15 protein-coding genes are annotated in these 18,894 nt (G+C 44.7%); 5 read left to right on the forward strand and 10 right to left on the reverse strand.

Going from position 1 to position 18,894, the window contains the following annotated elements; genetic code table 11:
• Positions 1-5: 5 nt before the first annotated feature.
• The 6 genes from BM257_RS13170 to BM257_RS13190 form a co-directional block, all read right to left on the reverse strand.
• Positions 6-1,985: a fumarate reductase/succinate dehydrogenase flavoprotein subunit gene (locus BM257_RS13170; RefSeq protein WP_092073638.1), complete on the reverse strand. Its 1,980-nt coding sequence runs from the start codon at positions 1,983-1,985 to the stop codon at positions 6-8.
• Between the two features lie 30 nt (positions 1,986-2,015).
• Positions 2,016-2,705 carry a succinate dehydrogenase/fumarate reductase cytochrome b subunit gene (locus tag BM257_RS13175; protein WP_092073641.1) on the reverse strand — a complete coding sequence of 230 codons (690 nt, stop codon included), beginning with the start codon at positions 2,703-2,705 and terminating at the stop codon, positions 2,016-2,018.
• A gap of 135 nt (positions 2,706-2,840) precedes the next feature.
• Positions 2,841-3,026: a hypothetical protein gene (locus BM257_RS14630; RefSeq protein ID WP_143096867.1), complete on the reverse strand. Its 186-nt coding sequence runs from the start codon at positions 3,024-3,026 to the stop codon at positions 2,841-2,843.
• Between the two features lie 46 nt (positions 3,027-3,072).
• Positions 3,073-4,110: a glycoside hydrolase family 43 protein gene (locus BM257_RS13180; RefSeq protein ID WP_092073643.1), complete on the reverse strand. Its 1,038-nt coding sequence runs from the start codon at positions 4,108-4,110 to the stop codon at positions 3,073-3,075.
• A gap of 27 nt (positions 4,111-4,137) precedes the next feature.
• On the reverse strand, positions 4,138-5,337 hold the full coding sequence (locus BM257_RS13185; protein ID WP_092073645.1) for an endo-1,4-beta-xylanase: 1,200 nt from the start codon (positions 5,335-5,337) through the stop codon (positions 4,138-4,140).
• A 31-nt stretch (positions 5,338-5,368) separates the two neighbouring features.
• Positions 5,369-6,865, reverse strand: a complete 1,497-nt coding sequence (locus BM257_RS13190; RefSeq protein WP_092073756.1) for an MFS transporter — start codon at positions 6,863-6,865, stop codon at positions 5,369-5,371.
• 178 nt (positions 6,866-7,043) lie between these two features.
• Between BM257_RS13190 and BM257_RS13195 the strand changes: the two genes are divergently transcribed.
• The gene (locus tag BM257_RS13195) at positions 7,044-9,032 is read left to right on the forward strand and encodes a sialate O-acetylesterase (RefSeq protein WP_255405839.1); all 1,989 of its coding nucleotides are present in this window, start codon (positions 7,044-7,046) and stop codon (positions 9,030-9,032) included.
• 52 nt (positions 9,033-9,084) lie between these two features.
• On the opposite strand, the gene BM257_RS13200 is transcribed toward BM257_RS13195, so the two are convergent.
• The 3 genes from BM257_RS13200 to ychF all read right to left on the reverse strand — a co-directional run bounded on the left by BM257_RS13200 (position 9,085) and on the right by ychF (position 12,612).
• The gene (locus BM257_RS13200) at positions 9,085-10,509 is read right to left on the reverse strand and encodes an MFS transporter (protein ID WP_092073647.1); all 1,425 of its coding nucleotides are present in this window, start codon (positions 10,507-10,509) and stop codon (positions 9,085-9,087) included.
• A gap of 157 nt (positions 10,510-10,666) precedes the next feature.
• Positions 10,667-11,494, reverse strand: a complete 828-nt coding sequence (gene lgt, locus BM257_RS13205) for a prolipoprotein diacylglyceryl transferase (RefSeq protein ID WP_092073649.1) — start codon at positions 11,492-11,494, stop codon at positions 10,667-10,669.
• A 17-nt stretch (positions 11,495-11,511) separates the two neighbouring features.
• On the reverse strand, positions 11,512-12,612 hold the full coding sequence (gene ychF, locus BM257_RS13210) for a redox-regulated ATPase YchF (RefSeq protein WP_092073651.1): 1,101 nt from the start codon (positions 12,610-12,612) through the stop codon (positions 11,512-11,514).
• Between the two features lie 983 nt (positions 12,613-13,595).
• Between ychF and BM257_RS13215 the strand changes: the two genes are divergently transcribed.
• The 4 genes from BM257_RS13215 (at position 13,596) to BM257_RS13230 (ending at position 17,902) form a co-directional block, all read left to right on the forward strand.
• Positions 13,596-14,783 carry an ATP-binding protein gene (locus BM257_RS13215; RefSeq protein ID WP_092073653.1) on the forward strand — a complete coding sequence of 396 codons (1,188 nt, stop codon included), beginning with the start codon at positions 13,596-13,598 and terminating at the stop codon, positions 14,781-14,783.
• A 486-nt stretch (positions 14,784-15,269) separates the two neighbouring features.
• Positions 15,270-15,434 (forward strand): helix-turn-helix domain-containing protein, encoded by a 165-nt coding sequence (locus BM257_RS13220; protein ID WP_092073655.1) that lies wholly within the window; start codon positions 15,270-15,272, stop codon positions 15,432-15,434.
• A gap of 14 nt (positions 15,435-15,448) precedes the next feature.
• Positions 15,449-16,123, forward strand: coding sequence for a hypothetical protein (locus BM257_RS13225; protein WP_143096868.1), 675 nt, complete (start codon positions 15,449-15,451; stop codon positions 16,121-16,123).
• A gap of 162 nt (positions 16,124-16,285) precedes the next feature.
• On the forward strand, positions 16,286-17,902 hold the full coding sequence (locus BM257_RS13230; protein WP_092073659.1) for a GIY-YIG nuclease family protein: 1,617 nt from the start codon (positions 16,286-16,288) through the stop codon (positions 17,900-17,902).
• 151 nt (positions 17,903-18,053) lie between these two features.
• Here the strand turns inward: BM257_RS13230 and BM257_RS13235 are convergent, their stop codons facing one another.
• Positions 18,054-18,866 carry an SDR family NAD(P)-dependent oxidoreductase gene (locus tag BM257_RS13235; protein ID WP_092073661.1) on the reverse strand — a complete coding sequence of 271 codons (813 nt, stop codon included), beginning with the start codon at positions 18,864-18,866 and terminating at the stop codon, positions 18,054-18,056.
• Between the last annotated feature and the right edge of the window lie 28 nt (positions 18,867-18,894).

The raw sequence follows: 18,894 nt of genomic DNA on the forward strand, positions 1-18,894 counted from the left end.
ATTCCTTAGTTCTTATAGTTACGTGTCTGTACCTTGATTGCCTCGTACTCCAGCGGCTCCTTGATGAGCTCGGGCTCGTTGCCCTTGCCTTTGTACTCCCAGCAGCCTACGTAGAAGTAGTTCTCGTCGTCACGCTTAGCCTCGCCTTCCTCGGTCTGGTACTCCTCACGGAAGTGACCACCGCAGGACTCATTACGAGAGAGTGCGTCGAAAGCAACGAGCTGACCCATGGTGAAGAAGTCACGCAGGTGGATAGCCTTGTCGAGCTCTACATTCAGACCCTCCTTCGTTCCAGGAACGAAAAGGTTGGTGTCAAACTCCTTCTCGAGCTCATGCATCTTCTTCAGACCCGTCTTCAGGCCCTCAGCGGTGCGGCCCATACCAACATACTCCCACATGATATGACCGAGCTCCTTATGGATAGAGTCAACAGAACGCTTACCCTTGATATTCATGAGACGGTCGATCTCAGCAGATACACCCTTCTCAGCCTCGTCGAACTCAGGACGGTCTGTTGGGATCTTCGGCCATACAGCCTGGTCAGCCAGATAATTCTGGATGGTGTAAGGTAATACGAAGTAACCATCAGCAAGACCCTGCATCAGTGCGGAAGCACCCAGACGGTTAGCACCGTGGTCAGAGAAGTTACACTCACCGATAGCGAACAGACCAGGAATAGAAGTCTGCAGCTCATAGTCTACCCAGATACCACCCATCGTGTAGTGGATAGCGGGATAGATCATCATAGGCTTATAGTACTTCACACCGTTGATCTCGTTGGCAACATCGCCAGGGAACACGTCGGTGATCTCCTCGTACATCTCGAAGAGGTTACCATAACGCTGCATGATGATATCGATACCCAGACGGTTGATAGACTCAGAGAAGTCGAGGAACACAGCAAGACCGGTATTGTTCACGCCGAAGCCCTTGTCGCAACGCTCCTTGGCGGCACGAGAGGCAACGTCACGAGGAACGAGGTTACCGAAGGCGGGATAGCGACGCTCCAGATAGTAGTCACGGTCCTCCTCAGGAATCTCCCAACCCTGCTTGGTACCAGCCTGCAGAGCCTTGGCATCCTCAATTTTCTTGGGAACCCAAATACGTCCGTCGTTACGCAGTGACTCTGACATCAGTGTCAACTTCGACTGTTTGTCACCATGAACGGGGATACAGGTGGGGTGAATCTGAACGTATGAGGGATTTGCGAAGTAAGCACCCTTACGATAGCACTGAACGGCAGCGGTGCAGTTACATCCCATCGCATTGGTAGAGAGGAAATAGGTGTTTCCATATCCACCAGTGGCGATGACAACAGCATTGGCACTGAAACGCTCCAGCTCACCAGTAGTGAGGTTCTTGGCGATAATACCACGAGCACGACCGTCAACGATGACGACATCCTCCATCTCATAACGAGTATAGAGCTTCACCTTTCCTGCCTTTACCTGACAAGAGAGTGAAGAGTAAGCACCCAGCAGCAGCTGCTGACCTGTCTGACCCTTGGCATAGAACGTACGGCTTACCTGAGCACCACCGAATGAACGGTTGGCAAGCATACCACCATACTCACGGGCAAAGGGAACACCCTGAGCCACACACTGGTCGATGATATTATTAGAAACCTCGGCAAGACGATAGACATTAGCCTCACGGGCACGATAGTCACCACCCTTTACCGTATCATAGAACAGACGATAGACAGAGTCACCATCGTTCTGATAACACTTAGCGGCATTGATACCACCCTGGGCAGCGATAGAGTGTGCACGACGGGGAGAGTCCTGAATGCACAGGTTGATCACATTGAAGCCCATCTCACCAAGTGAGGCAGCTGCAGAAGCACCAGCCAAGCCAGTACCGACGACGATAACGTCAAGCTTCAGTTTGTTCTTGGGGTTTACCAAACGCTGATGAGCCTTATATTCCTTCCATTTCTCAGGTACTGGACCTGCGGGAATCTTAGAATCAATTACTTTTGCCATAATTCTTTCAGATTTAAAAGTTAACAATTATCAACTGGCATAGCAGCAAAGGCTCGGAGCACACTTAAAGGCAAAAGCCAGCACTACAACCAAGAAGCCAAGCATCAGCAGCGTCACGTAAATGAAACCGATGACACGCCAGCGGTTGAACCAGATCTTACCACTGACACCCAATGTCTGCATGGCAGACCAGAAACCGTGAGTCAGGTGGAACCAGATGGCAACCAACCAGATGACATACAGGACTGCGAAGACAGGATTTCCGAAGGTGTCGATGATAAAGGCGAAACCGTCAGAGGGCAGATGACCAGCGGTAAAGCCCATAATCTCGGCAAACATCATGTTATACCAGAAATTAAACAAATGGAGGAACAGACCCAGCAGGATGATAATACCCAAGACGAGCATGTTCTGCGATGCCCACTCTACCTTTGCGGGTTTGTCTGTCACAGCATAACGCTCCTGTCCACGTGCAGTACGGTTCTGCGCTGTCAGGATGAATGCAAAAACGATGTGAATCACAGCAAGGGCAGCCAGACCCAGTGTAGCCACAATAGCATACCAGTTGGCACCCAGCAGTTCACAAATCATGTTGTAAGCCTTGCCCGAGAACAGTGCGACAATGTTCATGGCACAGTGGAATGTCAAGAACAGAATCAGCGCAATACCCGTTACGGACATTACAACCTTACGACCAATTGATGAATTGATTAACCACATAAAAATTATAGTATTAAATTAATATTAATTACTTAATTATAAGTATGTACACGCACGTTTAGGCTACAAAAGTACTACAAAATAATGAAATCCGCAAACGTTTTCGTTAGAAAATAGTCTATTTATACAAATTCTTTAATAAACTATTCCAACACATACTTTTAATTGTTGGAGTACCATCTTGCGAGCCAGCGTATACACCAAAGAAGACATCGTCTGTTCTGTCACCAATTGGTGACTACATAACAGGCGCAGGAAGAGGTCCCGGACAATGTCCTGAGCCTCATTCCTGTCCCGAATGTGCAACGTGAGAAATTTCACAATTTCATCACGGTGCCTTTGATAATAGTTAGTTATAATATCTTAGTTATTCATTAACTACTTTTTGGATGGTTCCATCCTCATTGTAGAATAAACGCTGTACCTTCAGACTACGCAAATGGGTAATGTCCTTGGACGGAACACAGTCGTGATAGAACAAATACCACTGTCCTTTATATTCCACAATACTGTGATGGGTCGTCCAGCCTACAACAGGATCAAGTATCACACCTTGATAGGTGAATGGTCCATAGGGACTGTCACTCATCGCATAGCAAAGGAAATGACTATCACCTGTTGAATAAGAGAAATAGTACTTTCCATTATATTTGTGCATCCATGAAGCCTCGAAGAAACGATGAGGATCACCAGCCTTCATCGGCTCTCCATTCTTATCGAGGACGACAACGCTGCGTGGAGCCTCAGCAAACTGCTTCACGTCATCACTCATACGAACGACGCAGCTGTTGATGGCAGGAGCGTCCGCTGTAGTGAACAGCTCACCCTTATGATCGGGGGAGGCACCTAAGTCAATGAGACCGTTCTCGTCACCATATTTACCGAAGACTGGAGCCAAACCGTTAGGCAGTGGATGCCACCACTGCAACTGTCCACCCCAGAGACCGCCAAAGTAACAATATATCTGACCGTCATCGTCCTTGAACACACAAGGGTCGATAGAGAAAGAGCCACGGATAGGCTGTGCCTCTGGGATGAAAGGTCCCTCAGGCTTATCAGCGACGGCAACACCTAAACGGAACACACCGTCGTATGCCTTCGCAGAGAATATGAGGAAGTACTTTCCGTCCTTCTCGACGACATCATTGTCCCACATCTGCTTCTCTGCCCAGGGCACATCCTTCACATCAAGAATGACACCATGGTCAGTCGCTTCATCATTCTCCACATCATTCCACGATAATACGTGATAGTCCTTCATTTGGAAATGTCCTCCGTCATCATCGAAGCACTCTCCTGCGTCCCAGTCATGACTGGGATATACATACAATCTGCCGTTAAACACATTGGCTGAAGGGTCAGCCATGTAATCACTCGGAAACAAATAACGAGGTAATTTTGCCATAGTCAGTAGTTGTAAAAATGATTAATACTATTTTTTGTTCTTTTTTATTTCTTTCTGCTGGGGCTTCACCAGATTAATCAGAGCCTGCACGAAAGGCTTCTGCTTGTTCTGACGGTCAAATAAAGTAGCATAGTCGGTACGTCCCGGAATAGGGAAGTCATTACGCCATGAGTTCCCGTCGTTCAGACACCAGAAATTCACACGCAGGATATCCTTATGATGACCTATCAACATCTTATAGAAACTCACCCAGAACTGCTCAATCTCTGATTCCTTTTCTTTCGTCAGTCCATTCTTATAAGGATCCATCTCCGGGCGGTAGGCAAAAATGTCACTGACATTCGCACCGGAGAACCCGTAGGGATTAGGCAAAACCGATAAGTCAAGCTCTGAGAAGAAGGTAGGAACACCCAATGCGGCTATCGTCTCTATGGAGTGCTCATACTCTTTGATAACACGATCATCAACATTATCCTCCAAGATAATATGTCCTTGCATACCTATTGCTGTAACAGGCAGTCCCTGTTGAATCAGCGGGCGGAAGAAGTCCGTGACCCCTTTTACCTTCGTCGGCTTGTTCATGGAGAAATCGTTATAGAACAACTGTATAGAAGGGTCTGCCTCATGAGCATATTGAAAGGCAAGGGGGATATAGTCCGTTCCTAATATCTGATAGAAAAGGCTTTTCCGAGGAGAGCCGTCATCCTCAAAGGCTTCATTGACAACATCCCATGCGTCAATACGTCCCTTGAAATGACTCACAACGGTATAAATATGTTCGCGCATCCGTTTTTTCAGAACATCCGCAGACACCAGATTCCCCTTTTCATCATAATGGAACCAGGGAGCGCACTGAGAATGCCAGATAAGACAATGCCCCATCACCTTCAAGCCGGAAGCCTTTGCCTTGTCAACAAACTGGTCTGCCAAAGTAAAATCATAGACACCCTCCTGGGGGTGAATCACCTCACTCTTCATACAATTCTCGGCTACCACCCAGTTGAAGTTCTTGGTGATAACCGCCCAGTCAGCAGCCTGCTCGCCACGAACCTCCCATTGGTTAACACTAACACCTGTATACCAATAATCACGATAAGCTTCCCACAGAGTGTTTCCAGCAGGATTGAGGCAGCATTGCCCATCCGCACTTCGCAGTGCAGACTGGGCATATGCTACTTCAGAGATAATCACTGAAAACAATACAACTACTAACCTAATAATCTTCATTTTTAAACGTCTTATGTCTGCTGATAAAAAACTATTTGACAATCATCTTCTGCCGACGGGCCGCAAGCACCGACTGCATTTTTTTGTTATACGATTTAGAAATCGGATAAAATAGCAATGCTATGATTCCGATGCCAAAGAGGATAGCCGGAATGATGGAGCTAACGAGACGTATGCCTTCTATGGCTGTAGGCGACTGCACATCATTCTGCCCGGATACATATCCAAAACACGAGAGAACCGCTCCTGCCAAGGCACCTCCTATGCCAAGCCCTGCCAAGAGGGCAAAAGACATACCTGAGAAGCAGAATCCTGTGGCACGACGGTGATTTATATATTCTACATGATCGGCAACATCACCTATCATTGCCCACAACAATGGTATAGTGGGAGCATACACTAACGACTTCAAAAGACAAAGTCCGAAAATAAAACTGATGTCCACTGGTGATGGCATATAAAACATAGCAGTAAACAAGGCTGTTAGAAACAGACATACTATAAATGTATGTTTCTTGCCATATTTGTTTGCTAAGAATTGTGACAGCAAAATGATTCCCAGGAACTGCACCAACGCCCCTAACATGTTAAACAAGGAGAAACCTATAGAATAGGCATCTGATGGTTGGTGGGCTATCAGGTCAAAACTATCTAAAACAGAATACCAAAACCCTGTTGCCTCCCCTTCCGCGTCAGTCAACCCTAGGGTTCCTATAAAATCATACAAAGATTTCTGATCAACATTATATTGGAAATAATAGTTCATGGATGTTCCCCACAAAGAGATGGTGATGAAAATAAACAATACCAAGACAAACAAGGAGCACCAAGGCTGGTCCGATACCGTTCTTCTGATATCCTCTCTCAAATTAACCTTTTGAGCAGGTGGGGGCTGGATGCGCTCACGAGTCGAGAAGAACGTGATCAGCAGGAAAGCAAAAGCGACAAGAGCAAACAAGGATATCGTCATGCTCCATCCCTGCTGGACATTTCCCTCCGCTCCCCCAAACTTACTCACCAAAGGAAGAGTCAACCCTTGAACAACGAACTGAGCAAGACACACGGCGGTGAAACGAATCGCATTAAGACTGGTCCGCTCTCTGATCTCTCCAGTAATGACACCTCCTAAGGAAGAATAAGGTATACTATTACTCGCATACATTATTATTAATAATATATAGGACACGGTAGCGTACATCGCCACCATTCCCTTTTCCTGTATCCCCGGGTTATAAAAAGCCAGGACATAAAAGACACAGAAAGGCAAGGAGGTCCATAAAACCCAAGGACGATATTTGCCCCAGCGAGTATTCGTACGATCACATATAATACCTATTACGGGAGCTACAAACGCACCCGACAGACAAGCGAACAGGAAGACAGAGCCAGCCACGGCACCCTCCAAACCAAAAACATCGGTATAGAATTTCAGTTGGAAGATGACCATCATCTGAAAAACCAGATTGGCAGAGACATCCCCCAATGAATATCCGAGCTTTTCGCCAAAAGATACCTTCTGTGACTTCATTTCTGTTATTAATAGGATTTGAGTTTTCTGCTGCAAAATTAGTGTTTTTTTTTGAAACAGATTTTCAAATTTGTTACAGAAAGGTATCATTTTTGTCTCATCCTCGTATTAAAATCAACTTTTTTTGCACTTTTCCTCCTATTTTTTATATTTTTGCAGAAAAGAAACAAAGATTTGAATGATGAAAAAGAAACTTGGATTTACTATTCTATTAACATGCCTGTTCTTGGGAGTGCTGACATCAAACGCAAAAGTCCAGCTACCCTCGTTCTTTCAATCAGGTATGGTGATTCAACGTGGCAAACAAGTACCCGTATGGGGAAAAGCAGATGGAGGAGAGAGAGTCACCATCCGCATCAACAAGTTCAAAACCGTCGTTATCGCCGATTCCAACGGGAACTTCCGAGCCAATTTACCAGCCATGAAAGCAGGAGGACCTTACACGTTAATGATTGGAGATGTCGTATTAACCAATGTTTTAGTAGGTGATGTATGGCTCTGCTCCGGACAGTCTAATATTGACGTAACCATTGAGCGTGTCTATCCACAATATACAACAGAAATAGACCAATTCTCTAATGATAAGATCCGGCTGTTCCGCATCCAGAACGAAACAAATACCCATGGTGTACAAGAGGACATCCGTGCTACCTCCATCAATTGGAAGCCGCTCACCAAAGAGAACGCATGGACTTTCTCCGCCGTCGGCACCTTCCTCGGCAAACGGATGTTTGAGCAAACAGGTGTCCCACAAGGTATCATCGTCAATAGCTGGGGAGGCACACCTATCGAGGCTTGGATTAGTGCGGACTCCCTCCAGCAAGCTTATCCGGACCTTTTGAAGAAGACCCAGTTATACCAGAATGACGAGTATGTCAAGGCTCAGGCACGCGCCAACCAGTTGGCAGACCAGCGTTGGACTGAACTACTGAACGAGAAAGACCCTGGTATCCAACAACATTTCACAGCACTTGACTATGATGACTCCACATGGGAGACCGTCAACCAGTTCTCGATGGAATGGGCAAAAAAGAAAGGGAGAGGTATTATTGGAAGTATCTGGCTCCGCCAGCACGTCCAGATAGACAAGGCACATGCCGGACAACCCGCACGTCTCTTATTGGGAACCCTTTTTGATCAGGATGTCACCTATCTTAACGGGAAAGAGATCGGACACACCTACTATCAGTATCCTCCCCGTCGCTATGACATCCCGGCAGGGATGCTCCGTGAGGGTGATAATGTGATCACTATCCGTTTTATCAATAAATACGGAATTCCCCATTTCATCCCGGAAAAACCTTATATGCTTACCTTCGGAGCCGACCGTTTCTCACAGAATCCGATGCCGGAAGACGTGATCCCTCTCAGTGAGAGCTGGAAGCATCATGCTGGCGTGGATATGCCATCCTGTCCCAGTGGCGATGTGTCCTTACAGAATTTACCCACCACCCTTTATAATGCTGTTGTCTACCCATTAGCACCCTATGCCATCAGTGGTGTCGTGTGGTACCAAGGTGAGTCAAACACAGGGAATCCCGCCCCTTATGCAGACCTGCTTCGAAAGATGATTGGTAACTGGCGTACGCTATGGAAGAACCCCACCTTGCCCTTCTGTGTCGTTCAGCTTGCCAACCACGACGGACGGCAGCAGACGGGAAACCCCTCTCCACTTATCCCCCAAACGACTCCCGTCAATAGTGGTTGGGCACAACTACGTGAGGCACAACGACAGGTTGCTGTCAACGACCCGTATACCGAGTTAGCCGTTGCCATTGACCTCGGTGAACCTGTCGATATCCATCCGTTGCGTAAGAAAGAGGTGGCAGAGCGTATCGGACTATGCATGGACCAACTGGTCTGGGGCAAGAAAACAGCACTCTCTCCCCAACCAGTTAATGCGAAGTTAAAGGACCATGAGGTGATCGTCACTTTCGACCAGCCACTTCAGGAAGGTGAACAAGCTGAGTTCGAGGTGGCGGGAGCAGACAAGAAGTTCGTCAACGTCAAGGAAGCTACCGCTTCAGGTCGTCAGGTGTCGTTGAAATCGCCGATTTCAGACCCCGTCTTCGTACGCTATGCTTGGAAAGACAATCCTGTCAATGCCCATCTGTATTCCAAGAAAGACCTGCCAGCCTCACCCTTTGAAGTCAAGGTAACCAAATAAAGAAGAGGCTGCTCCTAACGGGCAGCCTCTTCTCTTTTATCGTCAACCAAATTTATTTATTACGTTCCTCAATCTTCTTGTTGATGTTATCGATGACCTCATCCGTCAACTCATACTTGGAGATGATGAACATAGCAAGGAGGAGCAGGATTGCCGGTATGATGCAGACAAGCCAGCGGATACCCTCCTGAGCCAGCGGTGTCTGGAGCTCCAGGTCATTCATGAAATAAGCACCGGCAGCATTACCTACAGACATCATGGCAAAAGCGGTAATGAAGAACAATGCAATGACGCGGAGAGGACGGTTACGCATGAACTCCATCCACAAGTCGCTGACCTTCACATTAGCCGACTCCGACTGGTCCATCACCACACGCTCCTTGGTCTGGCTGAAGCAGAAGATCAGCAGTGCCAATCCGATGAGCGAGTAAATCAGCATCGTCGTAAACCATGCACCAGAATCTTTCGGAAGAGTTGTCGCTTCCTCAGCGGGGACATAGCTGCACATAGCCAGCACCAGTCCGGGGACGACGCCACCCAGAGCCATACCAGCCTTGAAGAAGATACCTGTAAGGGCATTCACAATACCTGCGATACGACGACCTGTGGTGTACTCCGCATAGGAAATGACCTCTGGGATGAGCGCCCACATATAACCTGTGGCGACAATGACACCCGTTGACTTGATAAACTGTGCGATATAAACCAAGGTGATATTCTCCTTCACAGTACCCATCTTACTGATGATATAGAGCATTGCCATACCGAGGATGGCAACCGTCAGGAAGATGTAGAACATATTCTTCTTACCCACCTTCTTCTTGATGGCAGGAACAAGAGGCATGAAGATGAACGAGGGCAGAGAGCCGAGACCCATGAACAGAGCCATCTCTATGGGTAATGTCTCTGAAGAGGCGAAGATAGCCACAAGGATAGGTACACCGGCAGATACTGCCAAGCCACCGACATTAGCCATAAACATACGAACAGAGGTCAGTATCGTGATCTCATCCGTATCACGGGTCAACGAAGAGTTCAGGGCTCCATAAGGTACATTAATCAAGGTATAGAGCATGGACATGCCCACATAAGTGATATAGGCATAAATCAGGGAAGGAGCAAAACCGTCCCAGAAACAGAGTATGGCAAGGATTGTCAACGGGATACCACCCATGACGAGATAGCTACGATACTTTCCCCAGGCAGGATTATGCTTGTCCACAAAGGTTCCTACAAGGGGATCCCATAACACGTCGACAAGTCGTACCACCAGGAACATCGTTCCTGCCAGCCCTGCTGATCTGGCGGCGTCACCACCCAGCACATACACATCGGTGTAGAAGAATAGTAGATACATGCAGATGGTCTGATAAATCAGATTCTGCGCCAAGTCACCTGCACCAAAACCGATGCGCTGGACCCATGAGAGCTTATAGAAGCCTTTCGTCTCTTGCTCTTTTTCTAAAACTGTTGCCATTTTGTTATTGGTTTAATTAATCTGTGTCTATTAGAATTCAGCTGCAAAGATAATACTTTCTATTTGAATTCCTGTTTCAAATTTGTAACAAAAAACTACTGCTTTTGTTTCATGCTGAGAGATGACCCCCATGTTTAACCTTTATAAACACTTCGTCTTAACGTCGTTGCCCCTTTCGGAACATACACACGACTCCCAGGAGAATGAAGGGAATAGACAAGATTTGTCCCATGTCAAGAGGTAGCGAGGCCTCGAAAGCCTCTTGTATCTCCTTGGTATATTCTATGAAGAAACGGAAGGTAAAGATATAGGTGAGACAGAAACCGAAATACCACCCCGTGCCGATCTTCTCCGGCTTTCTCTTATGCAACCACCACATCAGGAAGAACAAGATAGCATAAGCTATTGCCTCATACAGCTGACCCGGGTGACGTGGCATCATGTCCACACGCTCAAAGATAAATGCCCAAGGCACATCCGTCACCTTTCCGATAATCTCAGAGTTCATCAGGTTGCCCAGACGGATGAAACAAGCCATTGAGCCAGTGGCAATAGCGATGTTGTCGAGAACGGTCCAGATACCCAACTTGGTCTTCCGGACATAGAGCCATAAGGCTATTATCAGTCCCAGCGTGCCCCCATGACTTGCCAGTCCCTCGTAGCCTATGAATTTCCATCCGCCGTCAGCGAGGAAACGAATCGGCAGGAACATCTCGACGATACCCTTCCCGCTGGTAAGGAAATAATCCGGCTCATAGAAGATGCAGTGTCCCAGCCGGGCTCCAATCAGGATACCCAGAAAACAATAAAGGAAGAGCGGTTCAAAAAGTTCCTCCTTGATTTTCTGTTCGCGATAAAGACGCTGCACCAACAGGTATGCGACGGCAAAGCCTATCAGCCAGCATAGTCCATACCAGCGGAACGGACCTATCCCTACACTCGGATTCCAGTGGATATAATATAATATAGTGCCTACAGTTCCCATAATACCTATAGTCCCTATCACACATTAAACCTGAAGTGCATGATGTCACCATCCTGAACGACATACTCTTTACCCTCTATGCCCATCTTTCCTGCCTCACGGACGGCAGCCTCCGAGCCATACTGGATATAGTCGTCGTATTTGATGACCTCCGCACGGATAAATCCTTTCTCAAAGTCGGTATGGATCACACCGGCACACTGAGGAGCCTTCCATCCCTTGTGGTAGGTCCATGCCTTCACCTCCATCTCACCGGCAGTGATGAAGGTCTCGAGATTCAGTAGAGAGTATGCCTTCTTGATAAGACGGTTGACACCACTCTCCTCCAGACCTAGCTCCTCCAGGAACATCTGTTTGTCCTCATAGCTCTCCAGCTCGGCGATATCCTCCTCCGTCTTGGCAGCGATAATCATCGCCTCGGCACCCTCCTCCTTGGCAAGTGCCTCGACTTTCTGTGTGAAGGCGTTACCTTCCTTCGCGTCAGCCTCACTGACATTACATACATAAAGGACAGGCTTCGCCGTCAACAGGAAGAGATTGCGGGCACAGTCTTGTTCCTCCTTACTCTCGAACTCCACGATACGGGCATTCTTTCCCTGGTCGAGCACTTCCTTATATGCTTTCAGCACGGTGACCTCCACCTTTGCCTCCTTGTTACCGGCGGCGGCAGCCTTCTCCGTCTTGGCAAGACGACTCTCAATAGTCTCCAAGTCTTTCAGTTGAAGCTCTGTGTCGATAATCTCCTTATCACGGATAGGGTCTATAGTACCGTCCACATGGGTGATATTGTCATCCTCAAAACAACGCAGCACATGGATGATGGCATCCGTCTCACGGATATTTCCTAAGAACTTGTTACCCAGGCCCTCCCCTTTGGAGGCACCCTTTACCAGTCCTGCGATATCCACGATCTCACAGGTTGCCGGAACGATACGTCCCGGATGAACGATCTCCGCCAGTTTGGTGAGTCGCTCATCAGGAACGGTGATGACACCCACGTTCGGCTCTATCGTACAAAATGGAAAGTTGGCTGCCTGTGCCTTGGCACTCGACAAACAATTAAACAGAGTAGACTTACCCACGTTGGGCAGTCCCACAATACCACATTTTAATGACATCTTTTCAAATAAACGTTTATATTCGCCTGCAAAATTATTAATAATTCACCGAATAGCCAAATTTATTTCAAATCTACTTGTTATTTAGTCGCAATAATCCGACAATACTTGTGAATATTGGTCCCATCAAACGTTAGGAGCATCAACCAACCGGCAATACTATTCATCGTTACATCCTCAGAAATAAATCTGCGCAAGAGTTTCATGAGGCGAGGATGCGTGTAATAATAGCAAGATGTACGATCGAGCTTCCTCAAAGTTGGTCTGATCTTTTCTGACAAGTCGGTAAAACTTACATCCTTTATGATGCAAAAATACGAAAAAGAAAGAGAAGAAACAAATACTTAATGCAAAAAAATTAGAATTGAGATCTTTTTTTCGTATATGTCGCCCACCTGTCCCTTGACATCTTTGAGGATTTTTTCTTCACCGTATTTCTTCTTTATTTAAAGCCTTTAATTAATTCGTTTGGAGGCTTAAATCACCTCGTTTGAAGCCTTTATTTATCGGCGTTTGAACCACATCGAGTGATTTAAGTGATTCTATAATACACGAATTATATATATAGCAAAAATAATTATGGGGATAATTAATTTAGTAATATATAGATTTACAGAAAATACAATCACTAAAATCACTTTTTTATTAAAACAGCGATGCAAATCGCTCATTATCAACAAGTTTAGACGTTTCTGCATTTGTCGTTTTAGATGACCTCATAAATTAAAATCGGGACGATTCTTGCTCTGCTCACAAAGGGATCCCCCTGTGAGCACAGATCATGAGGATTCATATGTCACTTACCCGTCCTATGACATATTCTGCAACTATGTGGAACCATATATCTTAAAAAAATCCATTGAAAGACTTGCACCTTTCAGAAATAATCTTTATCTTTGCACTCAAGATTTGAACATTTCGTAAGCAAGATTTGAACATTTCGTAAGCAAGATTTGAACATTTCGTAAGCAAGATTTGAGTATATGAAATACAGAAGACCCCAATATTCAGAGGTGCTTGAACGGATGAATGAGCCACGTAAATTCATCCAGGTTTTGGCAGGTCCTCGTCAGGTAGGTAAGTCGACGCTAATAGACCAAGTGTTGGCAGAATGTCATTTGCCACATTATTTATATAATGCAGACGGAATTGACGAAAATGATACAGACTGGATTCGTCGGATATGGGAAAGTGTCCGTATTCAGATGGATACTAAAAAACAGAAAGATGCAGTACTTGTCATTGATGAGATTCATAAGATCAAGCGATGGAGTGAAATCGTAAAACGAGAGTGGGATGCTGACACGCACAATCATCGTCCACTTAAGCTCTTCCTTCTAGGTTCATCACGTCTGATGCTTCGCAAAGGACTGACAGAATCATTGGCTGGTCGTTTTGAATTGATACGATTAGGACATTGGACATTACAAGAGATGGGTGATGCTTTCGGATGGAATCTCGATGAGTGGATTTATTATGGAGGATATCCTGGCAGTGCAGGACTTATAAAGGAAATGCGCCGATGGCGAAAATATATCAAAGAGTCGCTGGTGGCTCCTGCTGTTGAAAAGGACGTCATACTGACGTCTAATATATATAGGCCGGCACTTATGAAACAACTTTTTGAGTTGGGTTGTTCCTACTCAGCAGAGTTACTCTCTCTCACCAAGGCATTAGGACAACTTCAGGATGCAGGCAATGTAACCACATTGTCATCCTATCTGGAAATTCTCAATCAGAGCAATCTTTTAGCAGGACTTCAAAAATATGCCAATGACGAGGCACGTCGCTATCAATCTGTACCGAAATATCAGGTATATAACAATGCTTTGCTTACTGCTTATAAAGGCACATCCTACGAAAAAGACCGCATAGATCCGCAGATATGGGGACGTTGGGTCGAGTCTGCCGTTGGAGCCTATCTGCTTGGAGAAGCCGAAGAGGAAGGTTACAAAGTCTATTATTGGCGAGAGCGATCTGATGAAGTTGACTTTGTCATTGTCCGTCAGGGAGAAACCATTGCATTAGAGGTAAAGAGTGGGCGTCGTGGGATGAATAGTGGTTTACCCAAGTTCTGTGCTAACTTTCATCCTAAGCGAGCCCTTGTCATTGGTACCGATGGCATTCCCTTCGAAGACTTCTTCCGTATGCGGATAGAAGATTTGTTTTAAGTGACAATGGTACCTGTCCCTAGTGTTCCCTCGTCACATTAAAAGATTAAACATTGAATTGCGGGAGTGAAACAGGTACCTGTCCCTGCGTTCCTTTGTTTCAAGGTATTCTAACGACACTTTCGAGGAGTAAGTAGCCTTCTTACATTCTTGCACCTACAGCTGCAAGGTCGTTCAGCCATAGGTGCAAGGTCGTTCAGCCATAGGTGCAAGATGGTGTAGCCCTAACTGAAACCCTACAATTGAAATGACGGAGGTGTTCGGAGGTGTTGACCAAACACCTCCTCCCTCTAAATCCCTTTGTTCATCGGCTTTCAGCGCATGTTGACGGAGGTGAGGGGGTGTTTTTGCGTAATTTCTTTTGAAAAACTTGCAACTATCATTTCTTATTTGTATCTTTGTATTCAAAATAACCAATAACGCAATGAGTAACAAAGAACCTGGCAACGTTTACATACTAACCAACCCTGCTTTCGCGAGGATTGGGTGAAGATTGGTACGTCGGAGAATACAGTTTCCAAATGGTGCACTAAATCTTCTCAGCCAGACATCGTAATCCTCGCAAAGATTTCTAAAATATTAAATGTTGGTGTGGAGGATTTATTCAATAAGAAGTTAATGGAATCTATATTAATCCAGTTACAATTATAATTAAACATGTTATTATGAAGCGTCTATTGTCAATAATGCTATTAGCAATAAGTTGGGTTTATGTGAACGCCCAAGTAGATGGATTCTTTACTTGTCCTGAGTACAAAGCTGATATTCAGGAGTACAACAAGACAACCAAAGGCAGCAATAAGAAGCGTTGTCAAATGCTGATGAAATTAAACCACATGAATGACGATGGAGAAATTCAATATCAGTATGTTTTTCATGCTAAAGATACTTTAAATAGAGCGCAACTCATGGAAACTGTTAAACGATGGGCAAAGACGAATTATAAAAACTATGAGAAGTCTACCATCAGCGAAACAGATAGTACGGCAGATTACACTGGTTATTTTCTGAACGTTGGGCAAGTCACTGGTGCCTTTAAGGCTGTCTTTATTAATGCTATCTCATATGTCCGTGTCGAGGTGAAAGCTGATAGAATAAGAATAACAGCCACTGTCAGACATTACGTTTTGGCACAAGGAGGCGTTTCTGGTGCCAAGACAGCCCTGACATTGCCAAGAGATGTTTATCCATATACAGATTCATCAAACCAAAGCACCTATGCGCAAGCATATATAAACTGTAACCTCAACCTAATAACAACAGTCGGAAGTATCTTATTGTACCTTAATAAGAATTACCCATCCTTTTCGGCTAAAGAAAAGAAGGATGATGATTGGTAATTGTCGTTAATCGGTTAATAAATAATCACAATTAAGAGACTTATAAAAAGTTAATGTTTGAAAAAGTTAAAAGGGCATATATCTCTAGTTGCGATTTCTACATTATAAAGAAAGTGTAATATTCTGATTTGTCTTTTTAATGATTCTTTTTATATTAATGGAATGAGTACGAAAGTTATACATCCAGTAGGTTACTGGTCTTTAGAAAAACTGATAGAAGAAGGCAAGAAGTACCATACTAAAGGAGAGTTTAAGAAACTGTCCCCATCAGCTTATGCCAAAGCTTGCCGTACAGGTTTGATAAAATCCATGGATTGGTTCAACAATGGAAGAAAGAAGAAACGTGGACCATACAAAGAACACAAATATACAAAAAAGTATGTCGCTGCTATAATCAAAGAACACTGCTGTATTACAGTAACTGATCTGAGAAAAACCAATGAGTATGCTTATAAACAAGCTAGAGATAATAATTGGCTAAAAGAGCTAGGGCTGAGAGAGAACAAACATGAAGATGGCTATTGGACTGAAAATAGAGTATGGGATGTTGCACATCAATATACTAACAAGAATGAATTCAGTAAGCATGAACCTGTAGCATATAAATGGGCTAGTCAATATGGGTTGTTAGAGAAGATGACCTGGATGAAAAGCCCTACGTATGATGAAAGACGTGAGAACCATGACTCTGAAGTTTATGCATATGTTGACGAGCAGAATAAGGTGGTATATGTAGGCCTTGCTGTAGATATACAAAACAGAAAGAGATCCCACAAATATCAAAAAAATAGTGCTGTCAAAAAGTATTTTGGAAAAAACATTCCTGAACCTCTGATTTTAAAAACGCAACTTACTATAGATGAAAGCACCTATTGGGAAGATTACTTTAAACAAAAGTATATTTGTAAAGGATATAAAATACTTAATGTTGCCCCAACTGGTCTAGGGACAGGGTCAATAGGCGGTATTCCTAAATGGACATCTAAAGAAGCTGTATTTGAAGAATCTCATAAATATCAGAGTAGAAGCGAATTCAAGATGAAATCTGGAGGAGCTTATAATCATGCTTTATCTAATGGATGGTTAGACGAAATGACTTGGTTAGAAAAACCATTACCAAAAATCAAGTGGACACGAGAAAAAGTGTTTGAAGAAAGTCATAAGTATCAGTATAAGGGCGATTTTTGTAATGGCTCACCTCGTGCATACGAAGTTGCAATGAATAATGGTTGGCTAGAAGAAATGACATGGATTAAAGAGAGACGTAAACCTAGTAATTATTGGACTCGCGAAAGAGTATTTGAAGAAAGCCACAAATACACTAACAAAAAAGATTTTGAAGCCAATGCCAATACGGCATTTCAAAAAGCTATGCAAAATGGATGGCTAAAACAGATGCCGTGGCTAATGCCATTGCCATTAGGACCAGTCTCAGTTTGGACACATGAAAAGATTATTGACGAATCTAGGAAATACACTTCAAAAACAGAATTCGCAGAGAAAAGTCCAACGGCATATCGTCATGCCTGTGAAGACAAATCAATATTTCAAGAGATGCCTTGGATAGTTGAAAAAAAGAAGCCTGATGGTTGGTGGAATGATAAAGCAAGAGTTATGGAAGAAGGACATAAATACACTTCAAGAACAGCCTTTGCAAAGGGATCGTATTCGGCATGGAAGTCGGCAAAGAAGAATGGATGGCTAGACGAAATGACATGGATGGAAAACAATCGACATAGAGATTCCAAGGGATTGACACTTGACATAAACGATGTCTGAAATCAGAAGTCTGAAGTAAGATACTTTTTTACTTAAAACGTGCATCTGGGAGGACACTATGAAAACAATTTCGAAGATAATAATGAACAAATCAATTCTCGAGCAGGGCTCGCCTACCCGTAGCCTTTCAAGATTATGAATCTCGGAAGATTCATAAGGCATGTCCACCAGATACTTTAATGACTTGACCCGTTAGCATTCTCGCCTGCTCACTTGCCAGAAACAGAATTGTTTCTGCAATATCTTCCGGCTGAATCAGTTTACCCATAGGAATGACTGGAAGAACAGACTGTTCCAAATCGGTGTCAATCCAACCCGTCTGAGTCGGACCTGGTGCAACACAATTGACGGTAATGCCGTACTTTGCCACCTCCAAGGCTATGCTGCGGGTAAGTGCTTCAATAGTAGCCTTACTTGCTCCGTAAGCTATCTGCCCGGCAAAAACCTGTGATGCATCGGTTGAAATATTGATGATGCGTCCATAATCACCGCGATGGGTAATCATCTCCCTTGTCATCAGGATGCTTCCGCGGACATTGACCGCAAATGTGTTATCAATCACATTCTGAGTAATTTTCTCGATGGTGTCGATGCCGTCCATGTCACCATCGGCAGCATTGTTGACCAGAATATCGACCCTTCCGTATCGTTCAAGGACTTTCGAATAGATTTCCTTTACGGCAGCTTCATAGGAAATGTCGCTTTCCAGAATCATATAGTCGGCATTCATTTGCTTTAGCCTGCTCTCAACACGATCAGCATTGCCTGAGTTTGCCTCGAAATATCTGTCCGTGCCGTTCTTGTCAGTCTTCGATTGGTCGAACTGCCTGTAGATCCTCTTGTATATCAACACAACTTTTGCCCCTTCACGAGCAAAAGCAAATGCTATTGTTGCCCCTATCCCCTGTGGGTTATTTGCTCCTGTAATCAGAGCTACTTTATCATTAAGTCCGTAGTTAACCATATAATTACCTTCTTTTGTTTTATCGGAT

It is taken from the genome of Prevotella sp. tf2-5 (genome assembly GCF_900115435.1).
Taxonomy (GTDB): Bacteria; Bacteroidota; Bacteroidia; order Bacteroidales; family Bacteroidaceae; genus Prevotella.